Annotated in this window: 20 protein-coding genes and 1 pseudogene; 9 read left to right on the top strand and 12 right to left on the bottom strand. The window is 74.1% G+C overall.

The genetic code is table 11. The annotated features are described in order from the left end of the window. Positions 1–65 precede the first annotated feature (65 nt). The 4 genes from ACFVWU_RS18225 to ACFVWU_RS18210 form a co-directional block, all read right to left on the bottom strand. Positions 66–1,157: a winged helix DNA-binding domain-containing protein gene (locus tag ACFVWU_RS18225; RefSeq protein WP_387621665.1), complete on the bottom strand. Its 1,092-nt coding sequence runs from the start codon at positions 1,155–1,157 to the stop codon at positions 66–68. After that, positions 1,154–1,891 carry a glycerophosphodiester phosphodiesterase gene (locus ACFVWU_RS18220; RefSeq protein WP_387621662.1) on the bottom strand — a complete coding sequence of 246 codons (738 nt, stop codon included), beginning with the start codon at positions 1,889–1,891 and terminating at the stop codon, positions 1,154–1,156. Before ACFVWU_RS18220 ends, ACFVWU_RS18225 begins: the two co-directional genes overlap by 4 nt. Positions 1,892–1,933: 42 nt before the next feature. After that, complete coding sequence (locus ACFVWU_RS18215) at positions 1,934–2,350, bottom strand: molybdopterin-binding protein (protein WP_387621660.1); 417 nt, start codon at positions 2,348–2,350, stop codon at positions 1,934–1,936. Positions 2,351–2,439: 89 nt separating this feature from the next. Continuing rightward, positions 2,440–3,624 (bottom strand): ROK family transcriptional regulator, encoded by a 1,185-nt coding sequence (locus ACFVWU_RS18210; RefSeq protein WP_387621658.1) that lies wholly within the window; start codon positions 3,622–3,624, stop codon positions 2,440–2,442. 164 nt (positions 3,625–3,788) lie between these two features. Between ACFVWU_RS18210 and ACFVWU_RS18205 the strand changes: the two genes are divergently transcribed. The 3 genes from ACFVWU_RS18205 to ACFVWU_RS18195 all read left to right on the top strand — a co-directional run bounded on the left by ACFVWU_RS18205 (position 3,789) and on the right by ACFVWU_RS18195 (position 6,498). Then, the gene (locus tag ACFVWU_RS18205; protein ID WP_387621656.1) at positions 3,789–5,018 is read left to right on the top strand and encodes an MFS transporter; all 1,230 of its coding nucleotides are present in this window, start codon (positions 3,789–3,791) and stop codon (positions 5,016–5,018) included. Between the two features lie 98 nt (positions 5,019–5,116). Next, entirely contained in the window at positions 5,117–5,887 is a 771-nt protein-coding gene (locus ACFVWU_RS18200; protein ID WP_387621653.1) for a dienelactone hydrolase family protein, read from the top strand. 68 nt (positions 5,888–5,955) lie between these two features. After that, entirely contained in the window at positions 5,956–6,498 is a 543-nt protein-coding gene (locus ACFVWU_RS18195; protein WP_387621650.1) for a HEAT repeat domain-containing protein, read from the top strand. A 13-nt stretch (positions 6,499–6,511) separates the two neighbouring features. Here the strand turns inward: ACFVWU_RS18195 and ACFVWU_RS18190 are convergent, their stop codons facing one another. The 3 genes from ACFVWU_RS18190 to ACFVWU_RS18180 form a co-directional block, all read right to left on the bottom strand. Continuing rightward, a complete protein-coding gene (locus tag ACFVWU_RS18190; protein WP_387621647.1) occupies positions 6,512–7,327 on the bottom strand; it encodes a TIGR04222 domain-containing membrane protein in 816 nt (271 codons plus the stop codon). An 80-nt stretch (positions 7,328–7,407) separates the two neighbouring features. Then, entirely contained in the window at positions 7,408–8,055 is a 648-nt protein-coding gene (locus ACFVWU_RS18185; RefSeq protein WP_387621644.1) for a response regulator, read from the bottom strand. Beyond that, positions 8,040–9,299, bottom strand: a complete 1,260-nt coding sequence (locus tag ACFVWU_RS18180) for a sensor histidine kinase (protein ID WP_387621642.1) — start codon at positions 9,297–9,299, stop codon at positions 8,040–8,042. The genes ACFVWU_RS18185 and ACFVWU_RS18180 overlap by 16 nt, the downstream gene beginning before the upstream one ends. Positions 9,300–9,563: 264 nt before the next feature. Between ACFVWU_RS18180 and ACFVWU_RS18175 the strand changes: the two genes are divergently transcribed. The 5 genes from ACFVWU_RS18175 (at position 9,564) to ACFVWU_RS18155 (ending at position 13,876) form a co-directional block, all read left to right on the top strand. Continuing rightward, positions 9,564–10,295: a TVP38/TMEM64 family protein gene (locus ACFVWU_RS18175; RefSeq protein WP_387621639.1), complete on the top strand. Its 732-nt coding sequence runs from the start codon at positions 9,564–9,566 to the stop codon at positions 10,293–10,295. A gap of 45 nt (positions 10,296–10,340) precedes the next feature. Further along, the gene (locus ACFVWU_RS18170) at positions 10,341–10,856 is read left to right on the top strand and encodes a DinB family protein (protein WP_387621636.1); all 516 of its coding nucleotides are present in this window, start codon (positions 10,341–10,343) and stop codon (positions 10,854–10,856) included. 272 nt (positions 10,857–11,128) lie between these two features. Beyond that, entirely contained in the window at positions 11,129–11,521 is a 393-nt protein-coding gene (locus tag ACFVWU_RS18165) for a cell division protein SepF (protein WP_387621633.1), read from the top strand. Positions 11,522–11,687: 166 nt separating this feature from the next. After that, positions 11,688–12,314, top strand: coding sequence for a TetR/AcrR family transcriptional regulator (locus ACFVWU_RS18160; RefSeq protein WP_387621630.1), 627 nt, complete (start codon positions 11,688–11,690; stop codon positions 12,312–12,314). Continuing rightward, on the top strand, positions 12,311–13,876 hold the full coding sequence (locus tag ACFVWU_RS18155; RefSeq protein WP_387621628.1) for an MFS transporter: 1,566 nt from the start codon (positions 12,311–12,313) through the stop codon (positions 13,874–13,876). The genes ACFVWU_RS18160 and ACFVWU_RS18155 overlap by 4 nt, the downstream gene beginning before the upstream one ends. An 86-nt stretch (positions 13,877–13,962) precedes the next feature. Here the strand turns inward: ACFVWU_RS18155 and ACFVWU_RS18150 are convergent, their stop codons facing one another. The 3 genes from ACFVWU_RS18150 to ACFVWU_RS18140 form a co-directional block, all read right to left on the bottom strand. Continuing rightward, positions 13,963–16,428, bottom strand: coding sequence for a SpoIIE family protein phosphatase (locus ACFVWU_RS18150; protein ID WP_387621625.1), 2,466 nt, complete (start codon positions 16,426–16,428; stop codon positions 13,963–13,965). Between the two features lie 145 nt (positions 16,429–16,573). Next, positions 16,574–17,194, bottom strand: a complete 621-nt coding sequence (locus tag ACFVWU_RS18145) for a TetR/AcrR family transcriptional regulator (protein ID WP_387621622.1) — start codon at positions 17,192–17,194, stop codon at positions 16,574–16,576. Positions 17,195–17,279: 85 nt separating this feature from the next. Continuing rightward, on the bottom strand, positions 17,280–18,881 hold the full coding sequence (locus ACFVWU_RS18140) for a 4-coumarate--CoA ligase family protein (RefSeq protein WP_387621619.1): 1,602 nt from the start codon (positions 18,879–18,881) through the stop codon (positions 17,280–17,282). A gap of 372 nt (positions 18,882–19,253) precedes the next feature. Between ACFVWU_RS18140 and ACFVWU_RS18135 the strand changes: the two are divergent. Next, positions 19,254–19,697, top strand: a pseudogene (locus ACFVWU_RS18135) (class F sortase); the annotation flags it as partial. Between the two features lie 30 nt (positions 19,698–19,727). Here the strand turns inward: ACFVWU_RS18135 and ACFVWU_RS18130 are convergent. Both ACFVWU_RS18130 and ACFVWU_RS18125 read right to left on the bottom strand, forming a co-directional pair. Then, entirely contained in the window at positions 19,728–20,900 is a 1,173-nt protein-coding gene (locus ACFVWU_RS18130; RefSeq protein ID WP_387621616.1) for an acyl-CoA dehydrogenase family protein, read from the bottom strand. A 14-nt stretch (positions 20,901–20,914) separates the two neighbouring features. Beyond that, positions 20,915–22,900, bottom strand: a complete 1,986-nt coding sequence (locus tag ACFVWU_RS18125; RefSeq protein ID WP_387621614.1) for an acetyl/propionyl/methylcrotonyl-CoA carboxylase subunit alpha — start codon at positions 22,898–22,900, stop codon at positions 20,915–20,917. Between the last annotated feature and the right edge of the window lie 10 nt (positions 22,901–22,910).

Below are 22,910 nucleotides of genomic sequence, written 5' to 3'. Positions count from 1 at the left end.
GGATCGTCGTTGAGTCCGAACCGACCCATCTCAACAGAGAATCTGACGATCTGCCCGTTTTGCGGCTAAGCGGCTGCCTCGAACCGCACCAACCCGCCCGCATCCGCACCCGCGAAGGCCAGCACCCGCCGCGCCTCCGCCTCCGCCGCCTCGCGGTCGGCCCGCGTCAAGCGGACGAACGGCTGGACGACGACCTCCTGCTCCCCCGTCAGCCGCCACGTCCCGGCGACCATCCCGTCCACCAGCAGGGTGCCGAGCACCAGCCCGTTCCGGGTCATCACCCGCCCCTTGTACTCCTCCGGCAGCACCCGGCTGCGGTCGGCGTGCGAGAGCAGCAGGTTGTCGAAGGGGGCGACCAGCCGCACCGGCGCCGGGACGTCCGGCCCCGGCCGGGGCGCCTGCGGCAGGTCGTACAGCAGCCGCCCCTGCTCGTCGCGGAAGGTCAGCAGCTGCGGCGCGAGCCGCTCGAGCACCGCGCCGAGCCGGCTGAGGCCGCACCACTTCTGCAGGTCGGCCACGGCGGCCGGGCCGAAGGCGGCCAGGTAGCGCAGCACCAGGTCGTCCACCGACGGCGAGGGGTCGAGAGGGCGACCGAGCCAGGCCTCGGCGGTGGTGTGGGCGGCCGGGCCGCTGCGCCCCCACAGGCCGCGCGGCGGCACCTGCACCAGCGGCAGCAGGCACCGCGCCGCCTGGGCGAGCGCGGCCGGGTCGCGGTCCGGGCGACTCGCGGCCAGCAGCGCGCCCAGTTGCTGGAAGGTGCGCGGCTGCGCCTCGACCAGCGCCCGGGCCTCGGCCGCCAGCACATCGAGGTCCAGCCCGGCCAGCCGCTTGCCGTAGGTGGTGCGCAGCGCCTGGTCCAGGACGGGCTGGAGCAGCGGGCGCAGCGTCCGGCAGTCCTCGGCGGTGACCAGATGGATGGTGCCGCGCTGGAGGGCGATCCGGACCACCGCCCGCTGTTCGATCAGCGTGCTCAGCCGCTCCGGGGAGAAGGCGTCCAGCCGGGAGAGCAGCCCGAGGTAGGGCGGCTGGGGTACGGCCTGGGCCTGGAGCCCGCCGAGGTGGTGGATGACCTCGGAAGGCTCCAGGTCGGTGCGGGCGAGCAGGTGCTGACGGGCCAGCAGGGCCCGGCCGAGCTCCCGGGTGCCGAGCACCGTCACCGGCGGCCGTCCAGTACCGAGCGCAGCAGGGAGATCCGGTTGGTGGTGATGGAGTCGACCCCGGTGTCGCGCAGCCGGCGCATGGTGCGCCGCAGGTCGGCCGTCCAGGTGGAGACGGCGAGCCCGGCGTCCGCCGCGGCGCCGACGAACTCGGGGGTGACCAGGCCGAACGGCGGGTTGAGGAAGGCCGGGCGCAGGTCCTTCAGCAGGGCGGGCGCGGGCATCCGGGGCTGCTTCCAGGTGAGCGCGATGGAGGCGTCCGGCGTGAGTTCGCGCACCGCGAGCATGGCGGTGACGGGGCCGCAGAAGGCGACCAGCCGTTCGGCGCCGAGCCCCGTGACGACGGACCAGGTGGCGGCGGCCGGGCCGGGCTCGTCCAGGTCGATCAGCAGCCGGGGGCCGTTCGCGGCCGCGACGCTCTTGACCGCCTCGGCGAGGGTGGGGATCGCCAGGTCGCCCCGGCGCAGCTCGTCCAGCTGCTCGACGGTGACCCGGTCGATGGCGCGCGGGTCGCCCCAGAGCCGCTCCAGGGTGCGGTCGTGCAGCAGCACCGGCACCTTGTCGCGGGTGAGCTGGACGTCCACCTCGACGGCGTCGGCCCCGGCGGCGAGCGCGGACTCGACCGAGGGCAGGGTGTTCTCCCGGTAGCGGTACGGGTCGCCGCGGTGAGCGACCGCGAGCACCGGGCGGCGGTCGGCGGGGGCGGGCACGGGGGCGGTGCGGGCGAGACTCATCGGATCAGTCCAGGAGGCCAGGGGGTCGGGTGGAGGACAGGGCTAGCGTCGTTCGATCATCACGTTGGTGGACTTGATGACCGCCGTGGCCGGTGCGCCGGGGACCAGGTTCAGCTCCTCCGCCGACTCCCGGCTGATCAGCGACACCACCCGGAAGGGCCCGGCCTGCACCTCCACCTGCGCGGCCACGTCGCCGAGCCGCACCTCGGTGACGATCCCGGGGAAGCGGTTGCGGGCGGAGGACGGCCGGCCCTCGGCCTCGGCGACCTCCGGCCGGGCCAGCTCGCGGGCGAAGGCGGCGAGCTCGGCACCGGGGATGATCCGGTGCCCGTGCTCGTCCCGCACGGCGGCGATCTTCCCGGCGTCCACCCAGCGCCGCATGGTGTCCGAGCTGACGCCGAGCAGCGCCGCGGCCTCGCCGATGCGGTACGGGTTGACCGGCGCCCCGGGCTGGCCCATGTGCGACTCCTGACGGTGGTTCGAGGTACGGAGGTACACGCCCCCCGGCCGCCATCCTGCCGTACCGGGGACACTGACGGAAAACTCCCCTACGGCTCGCCGAACAGGTCCCGGCGGACCGCGTCGCCCGCGGTGAGGACGGCCCCGGCGAGCACCGCGCCGCCACCCGCCGTACCGGCCCGCACCTCGGTGCGCAGCGGGGAGAACCCGGCGAGGCGCCGTTCCACCCGTCCGGCCAGTTCGGCGCCGCCGGCCCGGCCGGTCTCGCCACCGAGCACCACGCAGCCGGGGTCGAGCACCACGCAGACGCCGGCCGCGCCGAGCGCGATCCGCTCGGCCAGCTCGTCCAGGAACGGTTCGCCCCGTGCCCCGGCGGCCAGCGCGGCGCGCACTGCGGCCTCTGCGGCGCCCGCGTCCCCGGCCGGGTCGGCGGGCAGCCCGTGGGCGCGGGCGAGTTCGCAGACGGCGGCGCTGCCGACGAGCCCGTGGAAGCCGCCCTCGCAGCTGTCGGCGCTGGGCAGGCCGACGGTGCCGGGGACGGGCAGGAAGCAGATCTCGCCGGTGCCGCCGGAGAAGCCCCGGCGCAGCCGCCCGTCCAGGATGACGGCGGCGCCGACGCTGTGGCCGAGCCACATCAGCACGAAGGTGTCGCGGCCCCGGGCGGCGCCGACCCGGTACTCGGCCCGGCCGGCCAGGTTGACCTCGTTCTCCAGGATCACCTCGGTCTCGGGCAACTCCCGCAGCGCGGCGAGGAGTTCGGCGTGCCAGCGGGGGAGGTTGCCGGTGCTGTGCAGGCGTCCGGTGGCGGGGTCGACCAGGCCGGGGGCGCCGACCGCGACGGTGTGCAGCCGCTCGACGCCGGCGCCGCGCGCGCTCTCCAGCAGGGTGGCGACGATCGCCCCGGCGGTGTCGGGCGCGCCGTCGCCCTCGACCGGGATCTCGGCGGTGGCGAGGGTGCGCCCGGCCAGGTCGGCGACGACCAGGCTGACGCCGCCGGAGCGGACGTCGAAGGCGGCGATGTGGGCGCGGGAGGCGACCAGGGCGTAGACCCTGGCGTTGGGGCCGCGCCGCTGCTCGCCGCGTTCACCGACGACGGCGACCAGGCCGGTGCGCTGGAGGCGGTCGAGCAGGTCGGCGACGGTCGGCCGGGACAGGCCGGTGAGGTCGCGCAGCTCGGTCGCGGTCAGCGGGCCCTGATCGAGCAGGAGGTTGAGCGCCAGCCGGTCGTTGATCGCTCGGGCGGTGCTCGGCGTGGCCGTGCGCGCGGTGGTCATGGCAGCTCATCCTTCCAGAGTGTTTCTATCAGGGTCCCTTCCTGATAATTTATCGAACCGTCCGCCGGACGGCCGCGTCCGCCGCGCGGACCGATCGGCCTGCACGTAGACCACCCACAGGGCACCGTCGCGCCCCGCCCCGCGCGACCGGGAGGGAATGCCACATGACCGCAAGGACACTCGAACCACTGGAGGCCCCACGCCGGGCCCGGACGAGCATCGCGCTGGTCTTCGCCGTGCACGGCGCCGTCGGCGGCACCTTCGTCACCCGCATCCCGTGGATCCAGGACCGGCTGGACCTCTCCCCCGGCCAGCTCGGCCTGGCGCTCGTCATGCCCGCCGTCGGCTCCTCCCTCGCGATGCCGCTGGCCGGACGCTTCGTCCACCGCTACGGCGGCCGGGCGGCGATGCGCGGGCTGATCTCGCTCTGGTGCCTGGCCCTCACCCTGCCCGCGCTCGCCCCCGCACTGCCGGTGCTGTGCGCGGTCCTGCTGGCGTACGGCGCCACGGCGGGCATGGCGGACGTCGCGATGAACGCCCAGGGCGTGGAGATCGAGCAGCGGCTCGGCCGCTCGATCATGTCCGGGCTGCACGGGATGTGGAGCGCGGGCGGCTTGCTGGCCTCCGGCTTCGGCATCCTGGCCGCCCACCTCGACCTCGACGCCCGGCTCCAGCTGGCCGTCACCGCGCTCGTCCTGCTCGCCCTCGCCCAGCCGGTCTGCCGGGGCCTGCCCGACCTGCGGGCGCCCGAGGAGGCGCAGGCGCCGCCGCGCTTCGCGCTGCCGCCGCGCAGCTCGCTGGTGATCGGACTGGTCGGCTTCTGCGCGGTGTTCGCCGAGGGCGCCTCCATGGACTGGAGCGGTGTCTACCTGAAGGACGTCACCGGCGCCTCCGCCACCGTCGCGGCCGCCTCGTACACCGCCTTCTCGCTCACCATGGCGGTCAGCCGGCTCGGCGGGGACGTGGTGATCCGCCGCCTCGGCGCCGTCCGCGCCACCCGGCTGGGCGGGGCGATCGCCACCGTCGGCGGGGTGCTGGTGGTGGCCGCCGACCACCCGGCGGTGGCCATCCCGGGCTTCGCGCTGATCGGCGTCGGTGTCGCGGTGATCGTCCCGCTCGCCTTCGCGGCCGCCGGACGGATCGGCAGCAACCCCAGCCAGGCCATCGCGGGCGTCGCCACCGTCACCTACACCTCCGGCCTGATCGCCCCCGCCGTGATCGGCGCCCTCGCCCAGGCGACGTCGCTCACCGTCTCCTTCGGGCTGGTCACCCTGCTCGTCCTCGCCCTGCTGCTGAGCGCCGGGGCACTGCGCCGGGCCGAACCGAATTTCGCCGAGAATGTGACCGCATTGAAATCGGAAAGCACTTCCGGAAAAGATCTCTCCGCGATATGATGGAAATTCCTTGAGAGAATTCCCCGCTAATATCGCCAACCGTCGGGCGCGCTCCAGCGCCCGGCGGTTTCGCCATCCGTGAGGGGAATTCCCGAGGCATGTGCTACGACCCGGACGCCGCTCCGCCCGCCTTCAGCCCCGCCCGATGGGCGCTGGCCGAGGCCACCGACCTGACCCTGACCTCGACGGACGGCACCGAGTTCGCCGCCTTCCTGGCCCACCCGGAGGTGGCCACCGGCGTCGGCGTGCTCGTCCTGCCGGACAACAAGGGCCTTTCCGCCTTCTACCGGCACACCGCCGCCCGACTCGCCGAACAGGGCCACCCGGCGCTCGTCCCGGACTACTACGGCCGCACCGCCGGAGCCGACCCGGAAAACCGCCCGCCGGAATTCGGCGAACTGCCGAACCTGCTCCCCCACCTGCTCGCACTCACCCCGGAAACCCTGGACGCCGACCTCACCGCTGCCCTGGCCCGGCTGCGCACGGTCGGTCCGGCCGAGGTGGTCGCGCTCGGCTTCTGCTTCGGCGGCCGCCAGGCGTTCCGGGCGGCCGCGCCCCGCTTCGGGCTGGCCGGCGCCGTCGGCTTCTACGGCTACCCGGACGCCATCGACGGCGCCCCCGGCCCCACCCAGCTCGCGGCCGGCCTCACCGCCCCGATCCTCGCCCTCTGGGGCGGCTCCGACGCCCACATCCCACCCGCAGCCGTCGAGGCCTTCGACGCCGCGCTGACGGCGGCCGGCTGCCCGCACGAGTTCGTCACCTACCCGGGCGCGCCGCACAACTTCTTCGAGCTGTCCGCCGTCGAGCACGCCACCTCCGCCCGGGACGCCTGGGACCGGCTACTGGCCTTCCTGGCCGCGGCCGGCTGAAAACCGTCTCAAAGCCGCCGACCGAAATCCCGTTGCGTGGCCGGGCCGCCCGGTTCGACACTGCGGTCATGCTCGGATTCGTCAGGACCGACAACGACGCCCTCGTCTCCTGCCTGGGCGACCCGCAGCGCGCCGTGGCGGCCTACCGGGAGCTGCTCCGGCGCGAGGACGACGCGCTGGACGCCGTCCGGGCCGGCCTGTCCCACCACAGCGCGGCTGTCCGGGAGGGTTGCTGCCGACTGCTGGACCACCTGGTCGACACCGAGTCCATGGACCAGCTGATCGCCATGGCCGACGATCCCGACGCCGAGGTGAGGATCGCCGCGTTCCACGCCCTGGCCTGCGACCGCTGCAAGGGAGACACCTGCGCACCGGGCGCGGGCCTGGTCCTCGGACCGGCGCTGCGCCACCTGGCCACCGACCCCGACCCGCGTGTCCGGGCCAGGGCCGCCGAGCTGGTCGGCAAGTTCGCCCACACCGACGCCCGCGCGGTCACCGCCCTGCGGGTGTCGCAGGCCCAGGACCCGAGCCCGGCCGTCCGGAAGAAGGCGGGCTGGTACGCCCCGGGAGGAGCCATCTACGAGCGGACCGCCCCGCGCCCGTCCAAATGACGGGGCCGGCCCCTCAGATCCCGCCGTTGCCACCGCCGTTGTTGTCGTGGTCCCAGGCCGCCCGGACGCGCTCCGCTTCGACCGCCCGCTCGACGCACGCGCGGTACGAGCCGCGCAGCGGGTGCTCCTCCGGGAGGCCGGAGAACCCGTGCAGGGCGACCTGACCCGAGAGGTCCCGACGGCGGTCGTCGCCACCAGCACGAAGCGCCCGGTCGCCGTGCACCGTCCGGTGCTGGTGGCTCTCCACGAACGCCCGGTCGCCGACCAGCGCCGCGACCGCGAGCAGCAACGCGAACGCCCCCAGCGGGATCAGGACGTTCCGGTGCTCGGCCGCCGCCCAGATGGCGCCGGCCACTCCGAGCAGCACGATCAGCGGGTAGGAGCCGACCCCCCAGCTCACCGCCCGGTCGAGCCGGCGGCGCAGCTCCGCGTCCCGGAGCAGCCCCCGCGCGGCCAACTCCCGGTGAACCTCCACCAGTTCGGGCTGACGATTCAACTCGGGCACCACGGTGAGCAGATCCGCGCCCGGCCGGGCCTCGATCCCCGCCAGCAGAGCCGAGTAGAAGCTGCGGCCGCCGGAGCGACCCTCTGCCGTCAGGTAACCGGAGGCGCTCACGCCCACGGTTCCGCGCTCATACGCCTCGAACAGCAGCAGCACCGCCAAGTTGTCCGCCACCGCGGCCAGTTCGTACAGCTCCAGCTCAGGACCGGCCGGCTCGGTGACGCTCCGCTCGACCCGGTACAGCTCCTCCTGCGCGGACCGGCACCACAGGACCGTCCAGACCAGGTACGCCGCCGAAACGAGGAGGAACCCCGCGAAGGCCCACACGACGTCACCTCCTCCGGTCAGGTCACCCCAGTGTGGGGACACCCGCGCCGCAGGGCAACTCCCCTACCGCGCCGACCGGTTCACGGCTGGTTCAGGTAGGTGAGCACGGCCCGCACCCGGCGGTTGGTGTCATCGTCGTCGGCGATGCCGAGCTTGCCGAACATCGAGGTGGTGTACTTGCTGATCGCGCTGTCGCTGAGGAACAGCCGCCGCCCGATGGCCTGGTTGGACAGCCCCTCGGCCATCAGGCCCAGCACCTCGTACTCGCGCTCGGTGAGCTGGCTGAGCCCCCGCTCCGGCGGGCTCGCCGACAGCAGCTTGGCGATGACGGCCGGGTCCATCGCCGTCCCGCCGGCCGCGACCCGCTCCAGCGAGCCGATGAACTGGTCGGCGTCGAACACGCTCTCCTTGAGCAGGTAGCCGACCCCGCCGGAGCCGTCGGCCAGCAACTCCCGCGCGTACAGCTGCTCCACGTGCTGGGAGAGGATCAGCACCGGCAGCCCGGGCAGCTCCTTGCGCGCGGCCAGCGCCGCCCGCAGGCCCTCGTCCGACTGGGTCGGCGGCATCCGCACGTCGACCACGGACGCGTCCGGGCGGTGGGTGCGCAGCGCTTCGAGCGTCTCGGGCCCGGTGGAGGCGGTGGCCACCACCTCGTGCCCGCACGCCTCGATCAGACGGACCATCCCGTCACGCAGCAGGTAGAGGTCTTCGGCTACAAGGATTCGCATGGCACCGTCATCCTGACATGGGTCGGTCCGCCGGGCGGACTGGTGATCTCCAGAGTTCCGTCGAAGGCGCCGAGGCGGCGGCGCAGGCCCGCGAGCCCGCCGCCGGGCCGTTCCCGGACGCCGCCCGAGCCGTCGTCCTCGACCTCGACGACGAATCCGAGCTCGTCCTGACGGAAGGTCACGCCCGCCCGGGTCGCCCGGCCGTGCTTGAGGGCGTTGGTCAGCAGCTCGGCGACGCCGAAGTAGACGGCGGACTCGATCGGCGCGTCCACCCGCACCGGGGTCTCGGCCTCGACGGTCACCGTGAGGCGAAGGTCCAGCGCCAGGGCCCGCACCGCGTCGACCAGTCCGCGCTCGGTCAGCACCGGCGGGCTGATCCCCTGGATCAGCCCGCGCAGTTCGGCCAGCGAGGCCTTCGCCCCGGCCTGCGCGTCCCGCATCAGCGCCTTGGCCTGCTCCGGGTCGCGCTCCACCAGCCGCTGCGCGGTCGACAGCGAGAGCCCGAGCGCCACCAGCCGGGCCTGCGCCCCGTCGTGCAGGTCCCGCTCGATCCGGCGGATCTCGGCGGCCTGGGCGACCGTCGCGTCCGCGCGCTGGGCGGTCAGCTCCGCCACCCGTTCCGCCAGCGCCATCGCCGCCGTGGGCCGCAGGAAGCGCACGGCCACCGGCACCACCACCCGCCAGGCGTACGGGGCGCAGCCGACGGCGAGCAGCACGCCGAGCGCCCCGGCCAGCCGGGCCGCGCTCCCGGGTCGGCCGAGCCCCAGCACCGCCGCGGCCACCCCGGCGGGCGGCAGCGCGGCGACCAGGCCCGCGGTGAGCGGCGCGATCAGGACGAACCGCAGGTCACGCAGGTTGGCGGGGTCGCGCCAGCGGATCCGCCAGTGCTGGTCCATCAAGGCGTCGCGGCGGGTCTTCTCGTAGCTGAAGCCGTTCCACCAGAACCCGGTGGACATCCGGACCACCGGCGGGGCCTGCCGGTACCCGGCGTCGATGACGGTGCCGTCCCACCGCGCGACCAGGGAACGCACGGCCCGGCACACCGGGCGGCCCAGCGCCAGGGTGCCCGCGCACACCAGCACCACCGGCAGCAGCCAGGACCACGGGTTCGCCGGCCCCCAGTGGACCCCGAGCGCCACCGCGCCCGCCCACACCGCCGGGGCCGACAGGGTCACGGCCGCGACCACGCACGCCCGGCCGAACCCCGCCGCGGCCCGCGCCGCCCACGCCCCCAGTCGCCCCATGGCCGCCCTTCCTCGCCTTCCGTCGGTGCTCCCCACTCTGCACCGCGCGGAGCCCGCGTCCGCCCCGTTCGGGCGGGGAGTGTGGCCAGCCCCACCCGACCGTGCGTCCAGCCGGACACCGGCACCCCCGACCCGACCGCGGCGAGATCCCCGGCCGACATCATGCCGAGTGCGATCACCGGCGTCGACGCTGGCCCCGGCGTCGTCCCTCGCCCCGGCGAACCGGCGGACCGGCCGGGCTCGGGCACCGGTTAGGCTCGGGCGGTGCCCGAAGCCCTGACGACCTCCCCCCTGCCGAGCGCCGCCGAGCCCGGTTCCGAGCCCGGTTCCGAGCGCCCGGCCCGTTCGGCCTGGTGGCGGTTCGGCCTGCTCGTGCTGCTGCTGGGGGCATGCGCCGGGTCGCTGCTGCTGTGGAGCCCGACGGACCTGCTCTCCGGCGGCCTGGCGAACCGGATGCCCGGCTACTGGTTCGCACCGCTGTTCACCCTCGTCTACGCGGTCGGCACGCTCGCCTTCGTCCCGCGCCCCGCGCTGAACGCCGTCGCCGGACTGCTGCTGGGCATCCAGCAGGGCGTGCTGCTCGCCGTGCTCGGCACCACCCTGGGCGCGGCGATGGCCTTCGCCCTGGGCCGCGGCCTCGGCCGGGAGGCGCTGAAGCCCTATCTGCGCGGCAAGGTGCTGGGCGCCCTCGACCAGCGCTTCACGGAGCAGGGCTTCCGCAGCGTCCTGGTGCTGCGGCTGCTGCCCGGCCTGCCCTTCCAGGCCGGCAACTACGGCGCGGCCTTCTCCGGGGTCCGCTTCCTGCCCTTCCTCCTCGCCACCGCGATCGGCGTGGTGCCCACCACCGCCGTCTACGTCACTGCCGCCGCCAGCGCGGACCAGCCGGGCTCGGCGGCGTTCCTGGTCTCCGCCGGGGTGATCGCCCTGCTGGTGATCGGCAGCCTGGTCGGCCTCTGGCGCGCGGCCGCGGCCCGCCGCCGGATCCAGGCCGGCTGACAAATCGGTCGCGCCGCCGCGCCGCCGGGGGCCACGATGGCCGGCATGACCGAACTCAACCCGCGGGTGGACCCGCCGATGGCCGCCGACGAGGCCGCCATGCTCACCGCCTGGCTCGACTACCACCGCAGCACCCTCGCCCTCAAGTGCGAGGGTCTGACCGACGACCAGCTGCGACTGCGCTCCGTCCCGCCGTCCACGCTCTCCCTGCTCGGCCTGGTACGGCACATGACCGAGGTGGAGCGGCACTGGTTCCAGGGCGTCCTGCGCGGCGAGGAGGTCGCCACCGGCCACTACTGGACCGCGCAGGACCCGGACGGCGATTTCGACAACGTCGACACCGCCGACGTCGCCGCCGACCTCGCCCTCTGGCGCGCCGAGATCGCGGCCGCCCGCGAGGCCTCGGCCGGCCTGCCGCTGGACACCGTCGGCAAGCGACTGCGCCACGACCGGGAAGTGACGCTCCGCTGGATCCTGGTCCACATGATCGAGGAGTACGCGCGGCACAACGGCCACGCGGATCTTCTGCGCGAACTGGTGGACGGCTCCACCGGCGAATGAAATCGTTTCCACATTGTTGACAGAAGGTCAATTAAGCAGTGACCGCTACCGATAAGGTCTACGCGCGCAACCGTACGGAGCTGCGCCGCGTCGCTTCCTTTGCCCGGGTCCGCCCGGGCTTCCGGCACGGCACGACTCGTACGGGGGTCGCGAGCGGGCACGGGACCGGTGAACAGTGCGATACTCGGACAGTTCCGACGAGTGGATGACGTGTCAAGAAGGACACGCACCCCCCGGGGGGACCAGGACGGGACGAGGCAGGGAGGCGCGGCATGGGAGCACTTCGCGACGAGCACCACAACGGGTGGCTGATGCCCTCGGGGAACTACCCGGCCGCTGTGTACGACGACGAGTGGGTGGAGCAGGAGACGGTTTCCGCCGTCCCCGCGCCCGCGAAGATCGTCTCCCTGCGGCCGACGGGCTTCGAGGCGGCGCGCACGGTCGGCGAGCACATCCGGGCGAGCACCCCGGTGGTCATGGACCTCACCGAGATGGAGGAGGCGGAGGCCAAGCGCATGGTCGACTTCGCCTCCGGTCTGATCTTCGGCACGCGGGGCGGCATCGAGCGGATCGCCCGCCGGGTCTTCCTGCTCACCCCGGCGGACGTCGAGGTCATGGTGATCGACCGCCCGCTCGACGAGACCGGGTTCTACAACCAGAGCTGAGCCAACCAGAGCTGAGCCGGCCGTAAGGCCACGCAACGCCCCGACCGGGGACGGCACACCCGCCGTCCCCGGTTTTTGCTGCTCGGGGCCCGGGCAGCCGCGGATCATCTGAGACGACGGAAGTAATTTTGAGACATTGATGTCTCACTTCGTCTAGACTCGACGCATGGCCACCGACCGCGAGACCGTCCTCGAAGCCGCCGTCGGCGTGCTCTCCCGCCGTCCGACCGCCCACATGGACGAGATCGCCCGAGCGGCGGGCATCAGCCGCGCCACCCTGCACCGGCTGTTCCCGGGGCGCGAGGCGCTGATCCGCGAGGTCGGCCGACTCGGCCTGGAGCGCTTCGCCGCCGCCCTGGACACCGCCGCGACCGAGGATGGCGACGCCGAGGCCGCGCTGCGGCGCCTGGTGGACGCCTCCGTCCCCGACGCCATGCTCTGCGCCTTCCTGGCCGGCGAGAACCAGCTCTACGACCACGACGACATCAACGACCTCTGGGAGGTCCAGATCGCCCGGCTGCACGCGCTCTTCCTCCGCGGACAGCAGCAGGGCGTCTTCCGGATCGAACTGAGCGCCGCCTGGCTGAGCGAGGCCTTCTTCGACCTCGTCGCCGGCATCGGCTGGGCCATCCAGGACGGTCGGCTCGCCCCGCGCGAGGCCGCCTTCTCGCTCGCCGAACTGTTCCTCGGCGGCGCGCTGCGCCGGCCGGACACCCCCGCCCCCACGGCCCACATCCCCGTTGGCCCGACCCACAGCACCTCGGACCGGAAACCGGAAACCGATATCCCATGAGCTTGACGGCTCCCGCCCTTCTGACCGCCCGCCAGCGCTGGACCGGCCTCGCCGTCCTGGTGCTGGCCGTCACCGTGGTCGCCCTCGACGCGACCGTGCTCTCCCTCGCCCTCCCGTCCATCAGCGAGACGCTGCGCCCCAGCGGCACCCAGCTGCTCTGGATCGGCGACTCCTACTCCTTCGTGCTGGCCGGCCTGCTGGTCAGCATGGGCGCGCTGAGCGACCGGATCGGCCGCAAGAAGCTGCTGCTGTCCGGCGCCACCGCCTTCGGCGCCGCCTCGCTGCTGGCCGCCTACGCGCCGGGCCCGGGCTGGCTGATCCTCGCCCGCGCGCTGCTCGGCGTCGCCGGGGCGACGATCATGCCCTCCACCCTGTCGCTGATCCGCGGCCTGTTCCCGGACGACCGGGAGCGGGCCACCGCGATCGGCATCTGGGGCGCGGCCGCCACCGCCGGCGCCGCGCTCGGGCCGGTGGTCGGCGGGGCCCTGCTGGAGCACTTCTGGTGGGGTTCGGTGTTCCTGCTGAACATCCCGGTCCTGCTCCTGCTGCTGGTGTCCGGTGCCTGGCTGCTGCCGGAGTCCAGGGACCCGAAGCCGGGCCGCTGGGACGTGCTGAGCGTCGCGCTGTCGATGGCCGGTGTGATCGGCGTGGTGTACGCGGTCAAGGAGGGCGCCGCGCACGGCCCCGCCCGCTGGGACATCCCGGTCACCTTCCTCCTGGGCGCCGCCGCGCTGACCGTCTTCGTCCGCCGCCAGCTGCGGCTGGAGACCCCGCTGCTGGACGTCCGGCTGTTCCGCGACCGGCGGTTCACCGCCGCCGTCACCGCTTCGCTGATCTCCCTGGTGGGCCTGAGCGGCGTGATCTTCGTGGTCTCGCAGTACCTCCAGCTGGTCCGCGGCTACGAGCCGCTCCAGGCGGGCCTGGCGGAGCTTCCGGCCTTCGCCGGCTCGGTGGTCGGCGGTCTGCTGACCGCCCGGATCGCCCGGCGCTTCGGCGTCCGCAAGGCACTGGCGGCCAGTCTGCTCGCCATGGGTCTGGCCGCGGGCGTGCTGGGCTGGCTGCAACAGGACACCACCTACCTGCTGTTGGCCGTCTCCTTCCTGCTGACCGGCACGGCCGAGGGCGTGGTCTACACGCTCGGCGCCGACCTGGTGCTGAGCGCCGCGCCCGCCGACAAGGCCGGGGCCGCCTCGGCGGCCTCCGAGACGGCGTACGAACTGGGCACCGCGCTCGGCATCGCGCTGGTCGGTTCGGTGGTCGGCTCGATCTACGCGAACGGGCTGTCCGTGCCGGCCGGGGTCTCGGCGGAGACCGCGGCCCGGGCCGGTGAGTCGCTCGGTTCGGCCGTGGAGGAGGCGCGCGGGCTGCCGGCTGAGGTGGCCCAGCCGCTGCTGGCGAGCGCCAAGGACGCCTTCGTGCACGGCATGAACAGCGCCGGGATGGTCGCCGGCGTGCTGCTGGTGGGCGCGGCCGTCCTGGCCTGGCGACTGCTGCGCGGGCTGTCCGCCCCGACGGCGGCCGAGCCGGTCGAGGTCGCCGAGCCGCAGAAGGTCGGCGCGTAGGAACGCGGACGAGAACGGCCGTTTCCATCCGGGAACGGCCGTTCTCGTCTGCGGAACGCCCGTTCCCGGGGGCCTGCGTGCACGCCTCAGGACGCCCCGAAGGGCAGCTCCAGCTCGGCCCAGACCACCTTGCCGTCCCGGGTGAGCCGGCTGCCCCAGCGCTGGGCCAGCTCGCTGACCAGGAACATCCCGCGCCCGCCCTCGTCCTGCTCGGCGAAGGGGCGCAGCTGCGGGGTCTGGCCGCCGGCGTCGGAGACCTCGACGGTCAGCACCCGGTCGCGGAACAGCCGCAGTCGGCGCGGTGCCTCGGCGTGCAGCAGGGCGTTCGTGACCAGCTCGCTGACCATGAGTTCGGCGTAGTCGGAGAGCGCGCTCAGGCCCCAACCCTCCAGAGTGGCGCGGGTGAAGCGGCGGGCCTTGCCGGGCAGCTTGCCGCCGCCGGCGAGCGGGAGGGTGGCGATCCGGTCGGCGGCCACCGGCAGCGCCCGCGCCATGATCATCGCGATGTCGTCCTCGGTGCCGTCGGTGACCAGCGCGCCGAGCACGGCGTCGCAGCTCTCCTCCAGCGTCCGGCCGGTCTGGGACAGGGTGCGGGCGAGCAGGTCGATGCCGTCGTCCAGGTCCTGGCCGCGCCGCTCGACCAGGCCGTCGGTGTAGAGGGCGAGCATGCCGCCCTCGGGGAGGGTGAACCCGATCGACTCGAAGGCGACCCCGCCGACGCCCAGCGGCACGCCGGGCGGCACCTCGATCGTGCGGGCGGTGCCGTCGGTGTCGACCCACACCGGCGGCAGGTGCCCGGCCGAGGCGACCTGGACGGTGCGCTCCAGCGGGTCGTAGACCGCGCATATGCAGGTGGCGAACTGGCCCTCGCCGATGCCCGAGGCGGTCTCGTCCAGTCGGGTGAGGACCTGCTCGGGCGGCATGTCCAGGGTGGCCAGGGTGCGGGCGACGGTGCGCAGCTGGCCCATGGTGGCGGCGGCCCGGATGCCGTGGCCCATCACGTCGCCGACCACCAGCGCGACCCGGCCGCAGGACAGCGGCACCACGTCGAACCAGTCGCCGCCGACCTCGCTGACCACGCTGCTGGGCAGGTAGCGGTAGGCGATCTCCAGGCCGAGGGTGCGGTGGATCTCCTGCGGCAGCAGGCTGCGCTGCAGGGTCAGGGCGGTCTCCCGCTCGCGCCGGTAGAGCCGGGCGTTGTCGAGGGCCAGCGCGGTGCGGGCGACCAGTTCCTCGGCGAGCGCGACGTCGGCGTCGGTGAACGGCTCGGGGTTGCGCATCCGGATGAACTCGGAGCCGCCGAGCACCATGCCCCGGGCGGTGATCGGCACCATCAGGTACGAGTGGATGCCGGCCGCCATCCCGGGGGCGACCCGGTCCTCGCTGGACACCAGTCCGCGCAGCACCTCCTCGTCCACGTGGGCGCGCAGCAGCGGCCTCCCGCTGCGCAGGCACTGGGTGTAGCTGCGGTCGGGGGCGTACTCGGAGGTCTCGCCGACGACGTCCACGGCGTGCACGAGGCCGGACTCGTAGCTCTCCCCGACGGCGACGGCGCGCAGGGTGACGGACCGGTCGGAGGGGATCGCGGTGGGCTCGGCGCCGCGCAGGACGGGTTCCAGCAGGTCGACGGTGGCGAAGTCGGCGAACCGGGGGACGACGGCCTCGATCAGTTCCTCCGCGGTGCGCTGGAGGTCGAGGGTGGTGCCGATCCGGGCGGTGGCCTCGGCGATGGTGGTCAGCCGTTCCTGGGCGCGGGCGGCGCGGGCCTCGGCCTGGAAGCGCTCGGTGACGTCGATGATCGAGGAGGCGACGCCGAAGACCTTTCCGGTGGAGTCCTCCAGCCGGAAGTAGGAGGCGGACCAGGCGTGGTCCCGCTTGGGGTCCCCGGGGACGCGGCCGTGCGAGCGGGCGTCGACGACGGGCTTGCCGGTCTTGAGGACCTGTCTCATGATCTGCTCGAGCTCGACGGTGTTGATGCCGGGCAGGACGGCGGATATCCGGCGACCGAGGTGGCCGGCGACCGGGACGCCGTTCATCCGGGCGAGTGCCTCGTTGATCCGGACGAAGCGCAGCTGGGTGTCGTAGACGGCCATCCCTATCGGCGAGCGGCCGAAGATGCCGTCGAGGACGGCGAGGTCGGCCTCGATCTCGTGCAGGGCGCGGGTGTCGGAGGCGGTGGCGAGCAGCAGCAGGGTGCCGTTCGGGCCGGCGATCGGGTAGGTGCGGAACTCCAGCTCGACCTTGTGGCCGTCGCGGTGGCGGACCGGGAAGACGAAGGAGGTGCCGGTGCCCGCCATGATCCGCTGGAAGATCTCGAGCACCTCGGGGCGGTCGGTGTCGTCGGCGAGCAGCCGGGCGGCGTAGCTGCCGACGGCCTCCTCGGCGGTGTAGCCGAGCAGGGCCTCGGCGTCATCGCTCCAGTGCAGGATCAGGCCGTCGCTCTGGAGCAGGGCCGTCGCGAGCGGGACCAGTCGGTGGCCCTCCGGGCGCGCGGAGGCGCCGCCCGCTGCGAGGCCGGCGGCGTCGGTCGCGTCCCACTCGTGTCCGTGCATTCAGGCAGCACCCCGGTTCGGCTCGTGCCCGGCCGGGTGGGCCTCGCGGTCGGTGCCGGCCGGGTTTCTTCTCCAGACTGCACGGACATCGGCCGCCCGGCGACCCCTTGGTCAGGGGTGTCCGGCCGCTCCGGATGTACGGGCGTCATGGGCGTACCGGGCGCAGCGTACTCTCCAGAAGGCCCGCCCACTGCCGGATCACTCCGGAACGTCGAACACTGTCGTCGGTCAGCAGGTTGGCCAGGCCCAGTCCGCGGGCGAGGTCGAGGGTGGCCTGCACCGATTCGCGCACGCCCGGGCGGGTCTCGTCGGCTCCGAGGAACTCCACGGCGGCCCGGTGGGCCTCCCGGCCGACCCGGCCCTCCAGGGCGACGATCCGCTCGCGCAGGGCCTCCTCGGTGGCGGCGGCGGTCCACAGGTGCAGGGCGGCGCGGAAGTCCGGGCCGGTGTAGAGGCGGACGATCATGTCGACCACGGCCCGGGTGCGGTCGGGGCCGGCGGCCGGCAGGTCGTCCGCGTGGGCGCGGACGGCTGCCAGCCGCTCGGCGGTGACGTACTCGACGGCCGCGGTGAAGAGGTCCTCCCGGGTCGGGAAGTGGTGCTGGGCGGCGCCCCGGGAGACACCGGCCCGCTCGGCGACCATGGCGACGGTGGAGCCCTGCCAGCCGAGCTCGGCCAGGCAGTCCACGGCGGCCGCGAGCAGCCGGGCCCGGGTCGCGCGGCTGCGGTCCTGCTGGGGGGTGCGGACGGCGGGGTGGCTGGTCATGGCGGGGGCGGTTCCTGTTCCGGTCGGGGCGCGGCGGGTCGATCCTCACAGACGGGCCGCGGTCTTCGCCGGTCAGGGCCCCCGTTCAGCTCGCCGCCTCGGCCCGTGCGGCCTCGCGGGCGCGCAGCTCGCGGCGGAGGATCTTGCCGGCCGCGGACTTGGGGACGGCGTCGACGAACTCCACCGCGCGGACCTTCTTGTACGGGGCGACCTGCCCGGCCACGTAGCCGGTGACCTCCTCGGCGGTCAGGTCGCTACCGGGGGCGCGGACCACGAAGGCCTTGGGGCACTCGGTGCCGTCGGCGTCCGGGACGCCGATCACGGCGGCGTCGGTGATCTGCGGGTGGCCGAGCAGCACGGCCTCCAGCTCGGCGGGGGCGACCTGGTAGCCCTTGTACTTGATCAGCTCCTTGACCCGGTCGACGATGTGCAGGTAGCCGCGCTCGTCCACGCAACCGATGTCGCCGGTGTGCAGCCAGCCCTCGGCGTCGATCACGGCGGCGGTGTCGGAGGGGCGGCCGAAGTAGCCCTTCATCACCTGGGGGCCGCGGATCCACAGCTCGCCGCGCTCGCCGGCGCCGAGGTCCCGGCCGCTGCCGTCCAGGGCGGTGACCCGCAGTTCGGTGGAGGGGACCATCCGGCCGACCGAGCCGGGCGAGGGGTCGCGCTCGGTCGGGGAGACCACGTGGGTGACCGGAGACAGCTCGGTCATGCCGTAGCCCTGGAGCAGGTGCGGCAGGCCCAGGCGGCGGGCGCAGGCCTCGGCGAGGGCCTGGTCCAGCGGGGCGGCCGCGCACAGCAGGTACTCGACGGAGGAGAGGTCGAAGCGCTCCACCACCGGGTGCTTGGCCAGGGCGAGAGCGATCGGCGGGGCCACCACCAGGGCCTGTACCCGGTGCTGTTCGATCGCGCGGCAGAACTGCTCCAGGTCGAAGCGGGGCAGCACGACCACGGTGGCGCCGCACCGCAGCGGCTGGTTGAGCAGGGCCGCCAGGCCGTAGATGTGGAAGAACGGCAGCACGGCGAGCACCCGTTCGCCCACGGCGGGGCGGTAGAGGGCGTCGGTCTGGGCGAGGTTGGTGGCGATCGAGCGGTGGGTGAGCATCACGCCCTTGGGCAGGCCGGTGGTGCCGCTGGAGTAGGGCAGCACGGCGACGTCCTCGCCCGGGTCGATCGCGGTCTCCGGGGCGGGGCCGGTGGCGGCGAGCAGGTCGGCGAGCGAGCGGTGGCCGTCGGCGCCGTCCAGCACGATGATCTCGCTCAGCGGGCGGCCGTCGGCGGCGAGCTGTTCGGCGGCCGCACGGGCGGTCGACAGAAACGGGGAGACGGTGATCAGCCAGCGGGCGCCGCTGTCGCGGAGCTGTCCGGCCAGTTCGACGGGGGTGGACAGGGAGGACACCGTGGTGACGGTGGCGCCGGCCCGGGTGGTGCCGTAGTAGGCCATCGGATAGACGATCGAGTTGGGACTGAACAGGGCGACCACGTCGCCCTTGCGCACCCCTGCTCCGGCCAGTCCGGCGGCGACCCGTTCGACCGAGGCCGCGAGCCGCGCGTAGCTGACCTGCTCCCCGGTGAGGCCGTCGATCAGGGCCGGCCGCTCGCCGTACTCGGCGGCGGAGCCGAGCACCGCGTCGTGGATCGGCAGGTCGATCACGGGGACGTCCGGGAATTCACTTCGGAACACCAAGGTGAGCCTCCAGCAAGGAAGTTGATGCAGCAACAAAACCAGTGACGGAGTCGGTACGGGGCGCGCTCAGGAGCATACGGACAGTCAGGGGAGTCGCTCGTCCATTGTGGAGAACCGGGGGCGGGGCTTGCGTGGCACATTTGCTCCCGGGGGCGCCCACCCGGACGGTGTGCACCACGGCCGCCCGCCCCCGGGTGCGGCCCCGGCCCCTGGAGCAACCCCCCGTGAGACCCACCTCCTCCTCCCTGGCGTCCGCCCGCGCCTCGCCGACCCGTCACGAGCCGCACGGCGACGTCGGCACCGGTGGCGGCGGAACCTCCGGGGCCAACACGGCCGAGGTGATCGCCGGCACGGCGCTGGTCGTCGGCGCCGACCCGGATTCGGATCCCCGCGATCAAGGTCGACGCCACGGTGACCGGCCTCGGGCTGGACGCCGCCCCGCAGCTGAACACCCCGCCGGTGGAGCAGCGCAACCTGACCGGCTGGTACCGGGACGGCGCCGCGCCCGGCGCCGCCGGGAACGCCATCGTGGTCGGGCACGCCGACACCCGCAGCGGGCCGGCGGTGTTCTACCGGCTCGGGCTGCTGCGCCCGGGCGACACCGTGGAGGTGGCCCGCGAGGACCGGCGCACCGCGGTGTTCACCGTCGACTCCGTGAAGGTGTTCCCGAAGAAGGACTTCCCGGACGCCCAGGTGTACGGCGGCAGCGGCACCCGGGCCGAGCTGCGGGTGATCACCTGCGGCGGGAGGTCCGACCGGCACTCCGGGTACGAGTCCGACACCGTGGCGTTCGCCCACCTGACCGCGGTGCGGTGACCCCGACCGGGACAGCGGCGCCCAGGACGGTCAGTACGACTTGGGCAGGCCCAGGGTGTGCTGGGCCACGTAGTTGAGCACCATCTCCCGGCTGACCGGCGCGACCCGGCCGACCCGGGTGGCCGCCAGCAGCGCGCCCAGCCCGTACTCCTGGGTGAGGCCGTTGCCACCGAGGGTCTGCACCGCCTGGTCGACGGTACGGGCGGCGGCCTCCCCGGCGGCGTACTTGGCCATGTTGGCGGCCTCCCCGGCGGCCAGGTCCTCCCCCACGTCGTAGAGCAGCCCGGCCTTCTGGGTCATCAGCCGGGCCAGCTCGATCTCCACCGCGCACTGGGCCAGCGGGTGGGCCAGACCCTGGTGGGCGCCGATCGGGGTGGACCAGACGGTCCGGGTCTTCGCGTACTCGACGGCCTTGCCGAGGGCCTGGCGGGCCAGACCGAGCGAGAAGGCGGCGGTGAGGATCCGCTCCGGGTTGAGGCCGGCGAACAGCTGGAGCAGGCCGGCGTTCTCGTCGCCGACCAGCGCGTCGGCGGGCAGCCGGACGTCGTCCAGGAAGACCTGGAACTGCTTCTCCGGGGCGACGAGCTCCATCGGGATCGCCCGGTACTCGAAGCCGGGGGTGTCGCGCGGGACGACGAACAGGCAGGGCTTGAGCTTGCCGGTGCGTGCGTCCTCGGTACGGGCGACGAACAGCACGGCGTCGGAGTGGTCGATGCCGGAGACGAACACCTTGCGGCCGGTCAGCAGCCAGTCCTCGCCGTCCCGGCGGGCGACCGTGGAGATCCGGTGCGAGTTGGAGCCGGCGTCCGGCTCGGTGATGCCGAAGGCCATCTTGCGGCTGCCGTCGGCCAGTCCGGGCAGCCAGCGCCGCTTCTGCTCCTCGGTGCCGTAGCGGGCTATCACCGTGCCGCAGATCGCCGGGGAGACGATCAGCAGCAGCAACGGGCAGCCGGCGGTGCCGAGTTCCTCCAGGACGATGGCGAGGTCGGTGATGCCGCCGCCTCCGCCGCCGTACTCGGCGGGCAGGTTGACGCCCAGGTAGCCGGCCTTGCCGGCCTCCGCCCACAGTTCCTCGGCGGGCTCGCCGGCCCGGGCCTTGGCGAGGTAGTAGGCGGAGCCGTAGCGGCGGCCGAGGTCGCCGACGGCCTGGCGCAGGGCCTTGCGTTCGGGGGTTTCGAGGAGCTGACTGCCGATGGCGGACATGCGGGGGTCCTTCCTCAGGCTTCGGTGGTCTGGACGACGGCCAGCAGGGTGCCGAGTTCGACCTGCCGGCCGGGGGTGGCGAGGAGTGCGACGAGGATGCCGTCGGCGGGGGCGGTGACGCGGTGCTCCATCTTCATCGCCTCCAGCACGAGCAGCGGCTGCCCGGCGGTGACGGCGTCCCCGACGGCGGCGGTGGTGCGGAGCACGGTGCCGGGCATCGGGGCGAGCAGGGCGCCGGGGTCGGTCTGGGCGGTCGGGTCCGGGAAGCGCGGCAGGGCGGTGAGCGCGGTGCTGCCGGTCGGGGTGTCGACGTACACCTGCTGCGCCCGGCCGCCGTAGCGGGCGACGCGGTAGGGGCGTCGGACCTCGCCCTCGCGCAGCACGACGCGCTCGGCGGTGGCCTCGACGAGTTCCACGTCCGGGTGGTCCTCGGCCAGCAGGCCGGCCCGGGTGTGGCGGTAGCGGACCTCCGACTCCGTGCCGTCGGCGGCCCGGTAGCGCTTGACCTGCGACCGGGAGGGCAGGTTGCGCCAGCCGGAGGGCAGGGCGGTGGCACGGGCGGCGGCGTCGGCGAGGGCGGCGGCCAGCGCGGCGCGTCCGACGCCCTTGGTGTCCGGGGCGGTGAGCTCGGCCGCGTGTTCGGTGAGGAAGGCGGTGTGCAGGCGTGCGGCGAGGAAGGCCGGATGCCGCAGCGCTCGGACCAGCAACTCCCGGTTGGTGGACGGGCCGTGGATCCTCGCGCGGGCGAGCGCGTCGGCCAGCTTGCGGGCGGCGGCGGCGCGGGTCGGCGCCCAGGCGATCACCTTGGCGAGCATCGCGTCGTAGTGCGGGGTGATCTCGCTGCCGGACTCGACGCCGGAGTCCAGGCGCAGGCCGGAGCCGACGGCGGTTCCGGCACCTGTCCCTGGTCCGGCTCCGGTGAACTCCTGGTGGTCGTGGGCAAGTTCGAGAAGGTGCAGGGTGCCGGTGGCGGGCTGCCAGTCCTTGGCCGGGTCCTCGGCGTACAGCCGGGCCTCGATCGCGTGGCCGGTGGTCGGCGGCGGGGTGGGCCCGGGGAGCTCCTCCCCCTCGGCGACGGCGAGTTGGAGCGCCACCAGGTCCAGTCCGGTGACCGCCTCGGTGACCGGGTGCTCGACCTGGAGGCGGGTGTTCATCTCCAGGAAGTAGCACCGGCCGTCCTCGGCGAGCAGGAACTCGGCCGTCCCGGCGCCGACGTAGCCGATCGCCCGGGCGGCGTTCACCGCCGCCGTGTGCAACGCGGCCCGGACGTCCGCCGGGAGACCGGGGGCCGGGGCCTCCTCGACCACCTTCTGGTGCCGCCGCTGGAGCGAGCAGTCGCGGTCGCCGACCGCCCAGACCGTGCCGTGCGCGTCGGCCAGCAGCTGGACCTCGACGTGCCGCCCGGTGGGCAGGTAGCGCTCGCAGAACACCTCGTCCGAGCCGAAGGCCTTGGCCGCCTCGGCCCGGGCCGCCGCCAACTCGGCGGGCAGGTCCGCCAGTCGACGGACCACCCGCATGCCGCGACCGCCGCCGCCCGCCGCGGCCTTGACCAGCACCGGCAGGTCGGCCTCGGTCGGCTCCGCCAGCGCCCCCAGGACGGGCACCCCGGCCTCGGCCATCAGCCGCTTGGCGGCGGTCTTCGAGCCCATCGCGGCGATCGCGGCCGGCGGCGGGCCGACCCAGACCAGGCCCGCGTCCAGCACGGCCCGCGCGAACTCGGCGCTCTCGGAAAGGAATCCGTAGCCGGGGTGGACGGCGTCGGCCCCGGCGGCCAGCGCGGCGCGCACGATCAGTTCGCCGCGCAGGTAGGTGTCGGCGGGCGCGGCGCCGGGCAGCCGGACGGCGGCGTCGGCCTCCCGCACGTGCGGGGCGGCGGCGTCCGGATCGGAGTGCACGGCCGTGGTCGCGATGCCGAGCTCCCGGCAGGTGCGGAACACCCGGCGGGCGATCTCGCCTCGATTGGCGACCAGCAGGTTGGTGATCGGAGTCTTGGAAGTCATCGTCGGTAGC

It is taken from the genome of Kitasatospora sp. NPDC058190, assembly GCF_042883685.1.
GTDB lineage: Bacteria > Actinomycetota > Actinomycetes > Streptomycetales > Streptomycetaceae > Kitasatospora.
This window is presented reverse-complemented; position numbering and strand designations above follow the sequence as displayed.

What these genes read in the sequence shown, in the direction of transcription:
- ACFVWU_RS18200 (WP_387621653.1), top strand. Translation starts at nt 5,117, where the DNA reads ATGTGCTACGACCCGGACGCCGCTCCGCCCGCCTTCAGCCCCGCCCGA.
- ACFVWU_RS18160 (WP_387621630.1), top strand. Translation starts at nt 11,688, where the DNA reads ATGGCCACCGACCGCGAGACCGTCCTCGAAGCCGCCGTCGGCGTGCTC.
- ACFVWU_RS18155 (WP_387621628.1), top strand. Translation starts at nt 12,311, where the DNA reads ATGAGCTTGACGGCTCCCGCCCTTCTGACCGCCCGCCAGCGCTGGACC.
- ACFVWU_RS18205 (WP_387621656.1), top strand. Translation starts at nt 3,789, where the DNA reads ATGACCGCAAGGACACTCGAACCACTGGAGGCCCCACGCCGGGCCCGG.
- ACFVWU_RS18215 (WP_387621660.1), bottom strand. Translation starts at nt 2,350, where the DNA reads ATGGGCCAGCCCGGGGCGCCGGTCAACCCGTACCGCATCGGCGAGGCC.
- ACFVWU_RS18180 (WP_387621642.1), bottom strand. Translation starts at nt 9,299, where the DNA reads ATGGGGCGACTGGGGGCGTGGGCGGCGCGGGCCGCGGCGGGGTTCGGC.
- ACFVWU_RS18165 (WP_387621633.1), top strand. Translation starts at nt 11,129, where the DNA reads ATGGGAGCACTTCGCGACGAGCACCACAACGGGTGGCTGATGCCCTCG.
- ACFVWU_RS18145 (WP_387621622.1), bottom strand. Translation starts at nt 17,194, where the DNA reads ATGACCAGCCACCCCGCCGTCCGCACCCCCCAGCAGGACCGCAGCCGC.
- ACFVWU_RS18185 (WP_387621644.1), bottom strand. Translation starts at nt 8,055, where the DNA reads ATGCGAATCCTTGTAGCCGAAGACCTCTACCTGCTGCGTGACGGGATG.
- ACFVWU_RS18130 (WP_387621616.1), bottom strand. Translation starts at nt 20,900, where the DNA reads ATGTCCGCCATCGGCAGTCAGCTCCTCGAAACCCCCGAACGCAAGGCC.
- ACFVWU_RS18125 (WP_387621614.1), bottom strand. Translation starts at nt 22,900, where the DNA reads ATGACTTCCAAGACTCCGATCACCAACCTGCTGGTCGCCAATCGAGGC.
- ACFVWU_RS18150 (WP_387621625.1), bottom strand. Translation starts at nt 16,428, where the DNA reads ATGCACGGACACGAGTGGGACGCGACCGACGCCGCCGGCCTCGCAGCG.
- ACFVWU_RS18210 (WP_387621658.1), bottom strand. Translation starts at nt 3,624, where the DNA reads ATGACCACCGCGCGCACGGCCACGCCGAGCACCGCCCGAGCGATCAAC.
- ACFVWU_RS18220 (WP_387621662.1), bottom strand. Translation starts at nt 1,891, where the DNA reads ATGAGTCTCGCCCGCACCGCCCCCGTGCCCGCCCCCGCCGACCGCCGC.
- ACFVWU_RS18170 (WP_387621636.1), top strand. Translation starts at nt 10,341, where the DNA reads ATGACCGAACTCAACCCGCGGGTGGACCCGCCGATGGCCGCCGACGAG.
- ACFVWU_RS18195 (WP_387621650.1), top strand. Translation starts at nt 5,956, where the DNA reads ATGCTCGGATTCGTCAGGACCGACAACGACGCCCTCGTCTCCTGCCTG.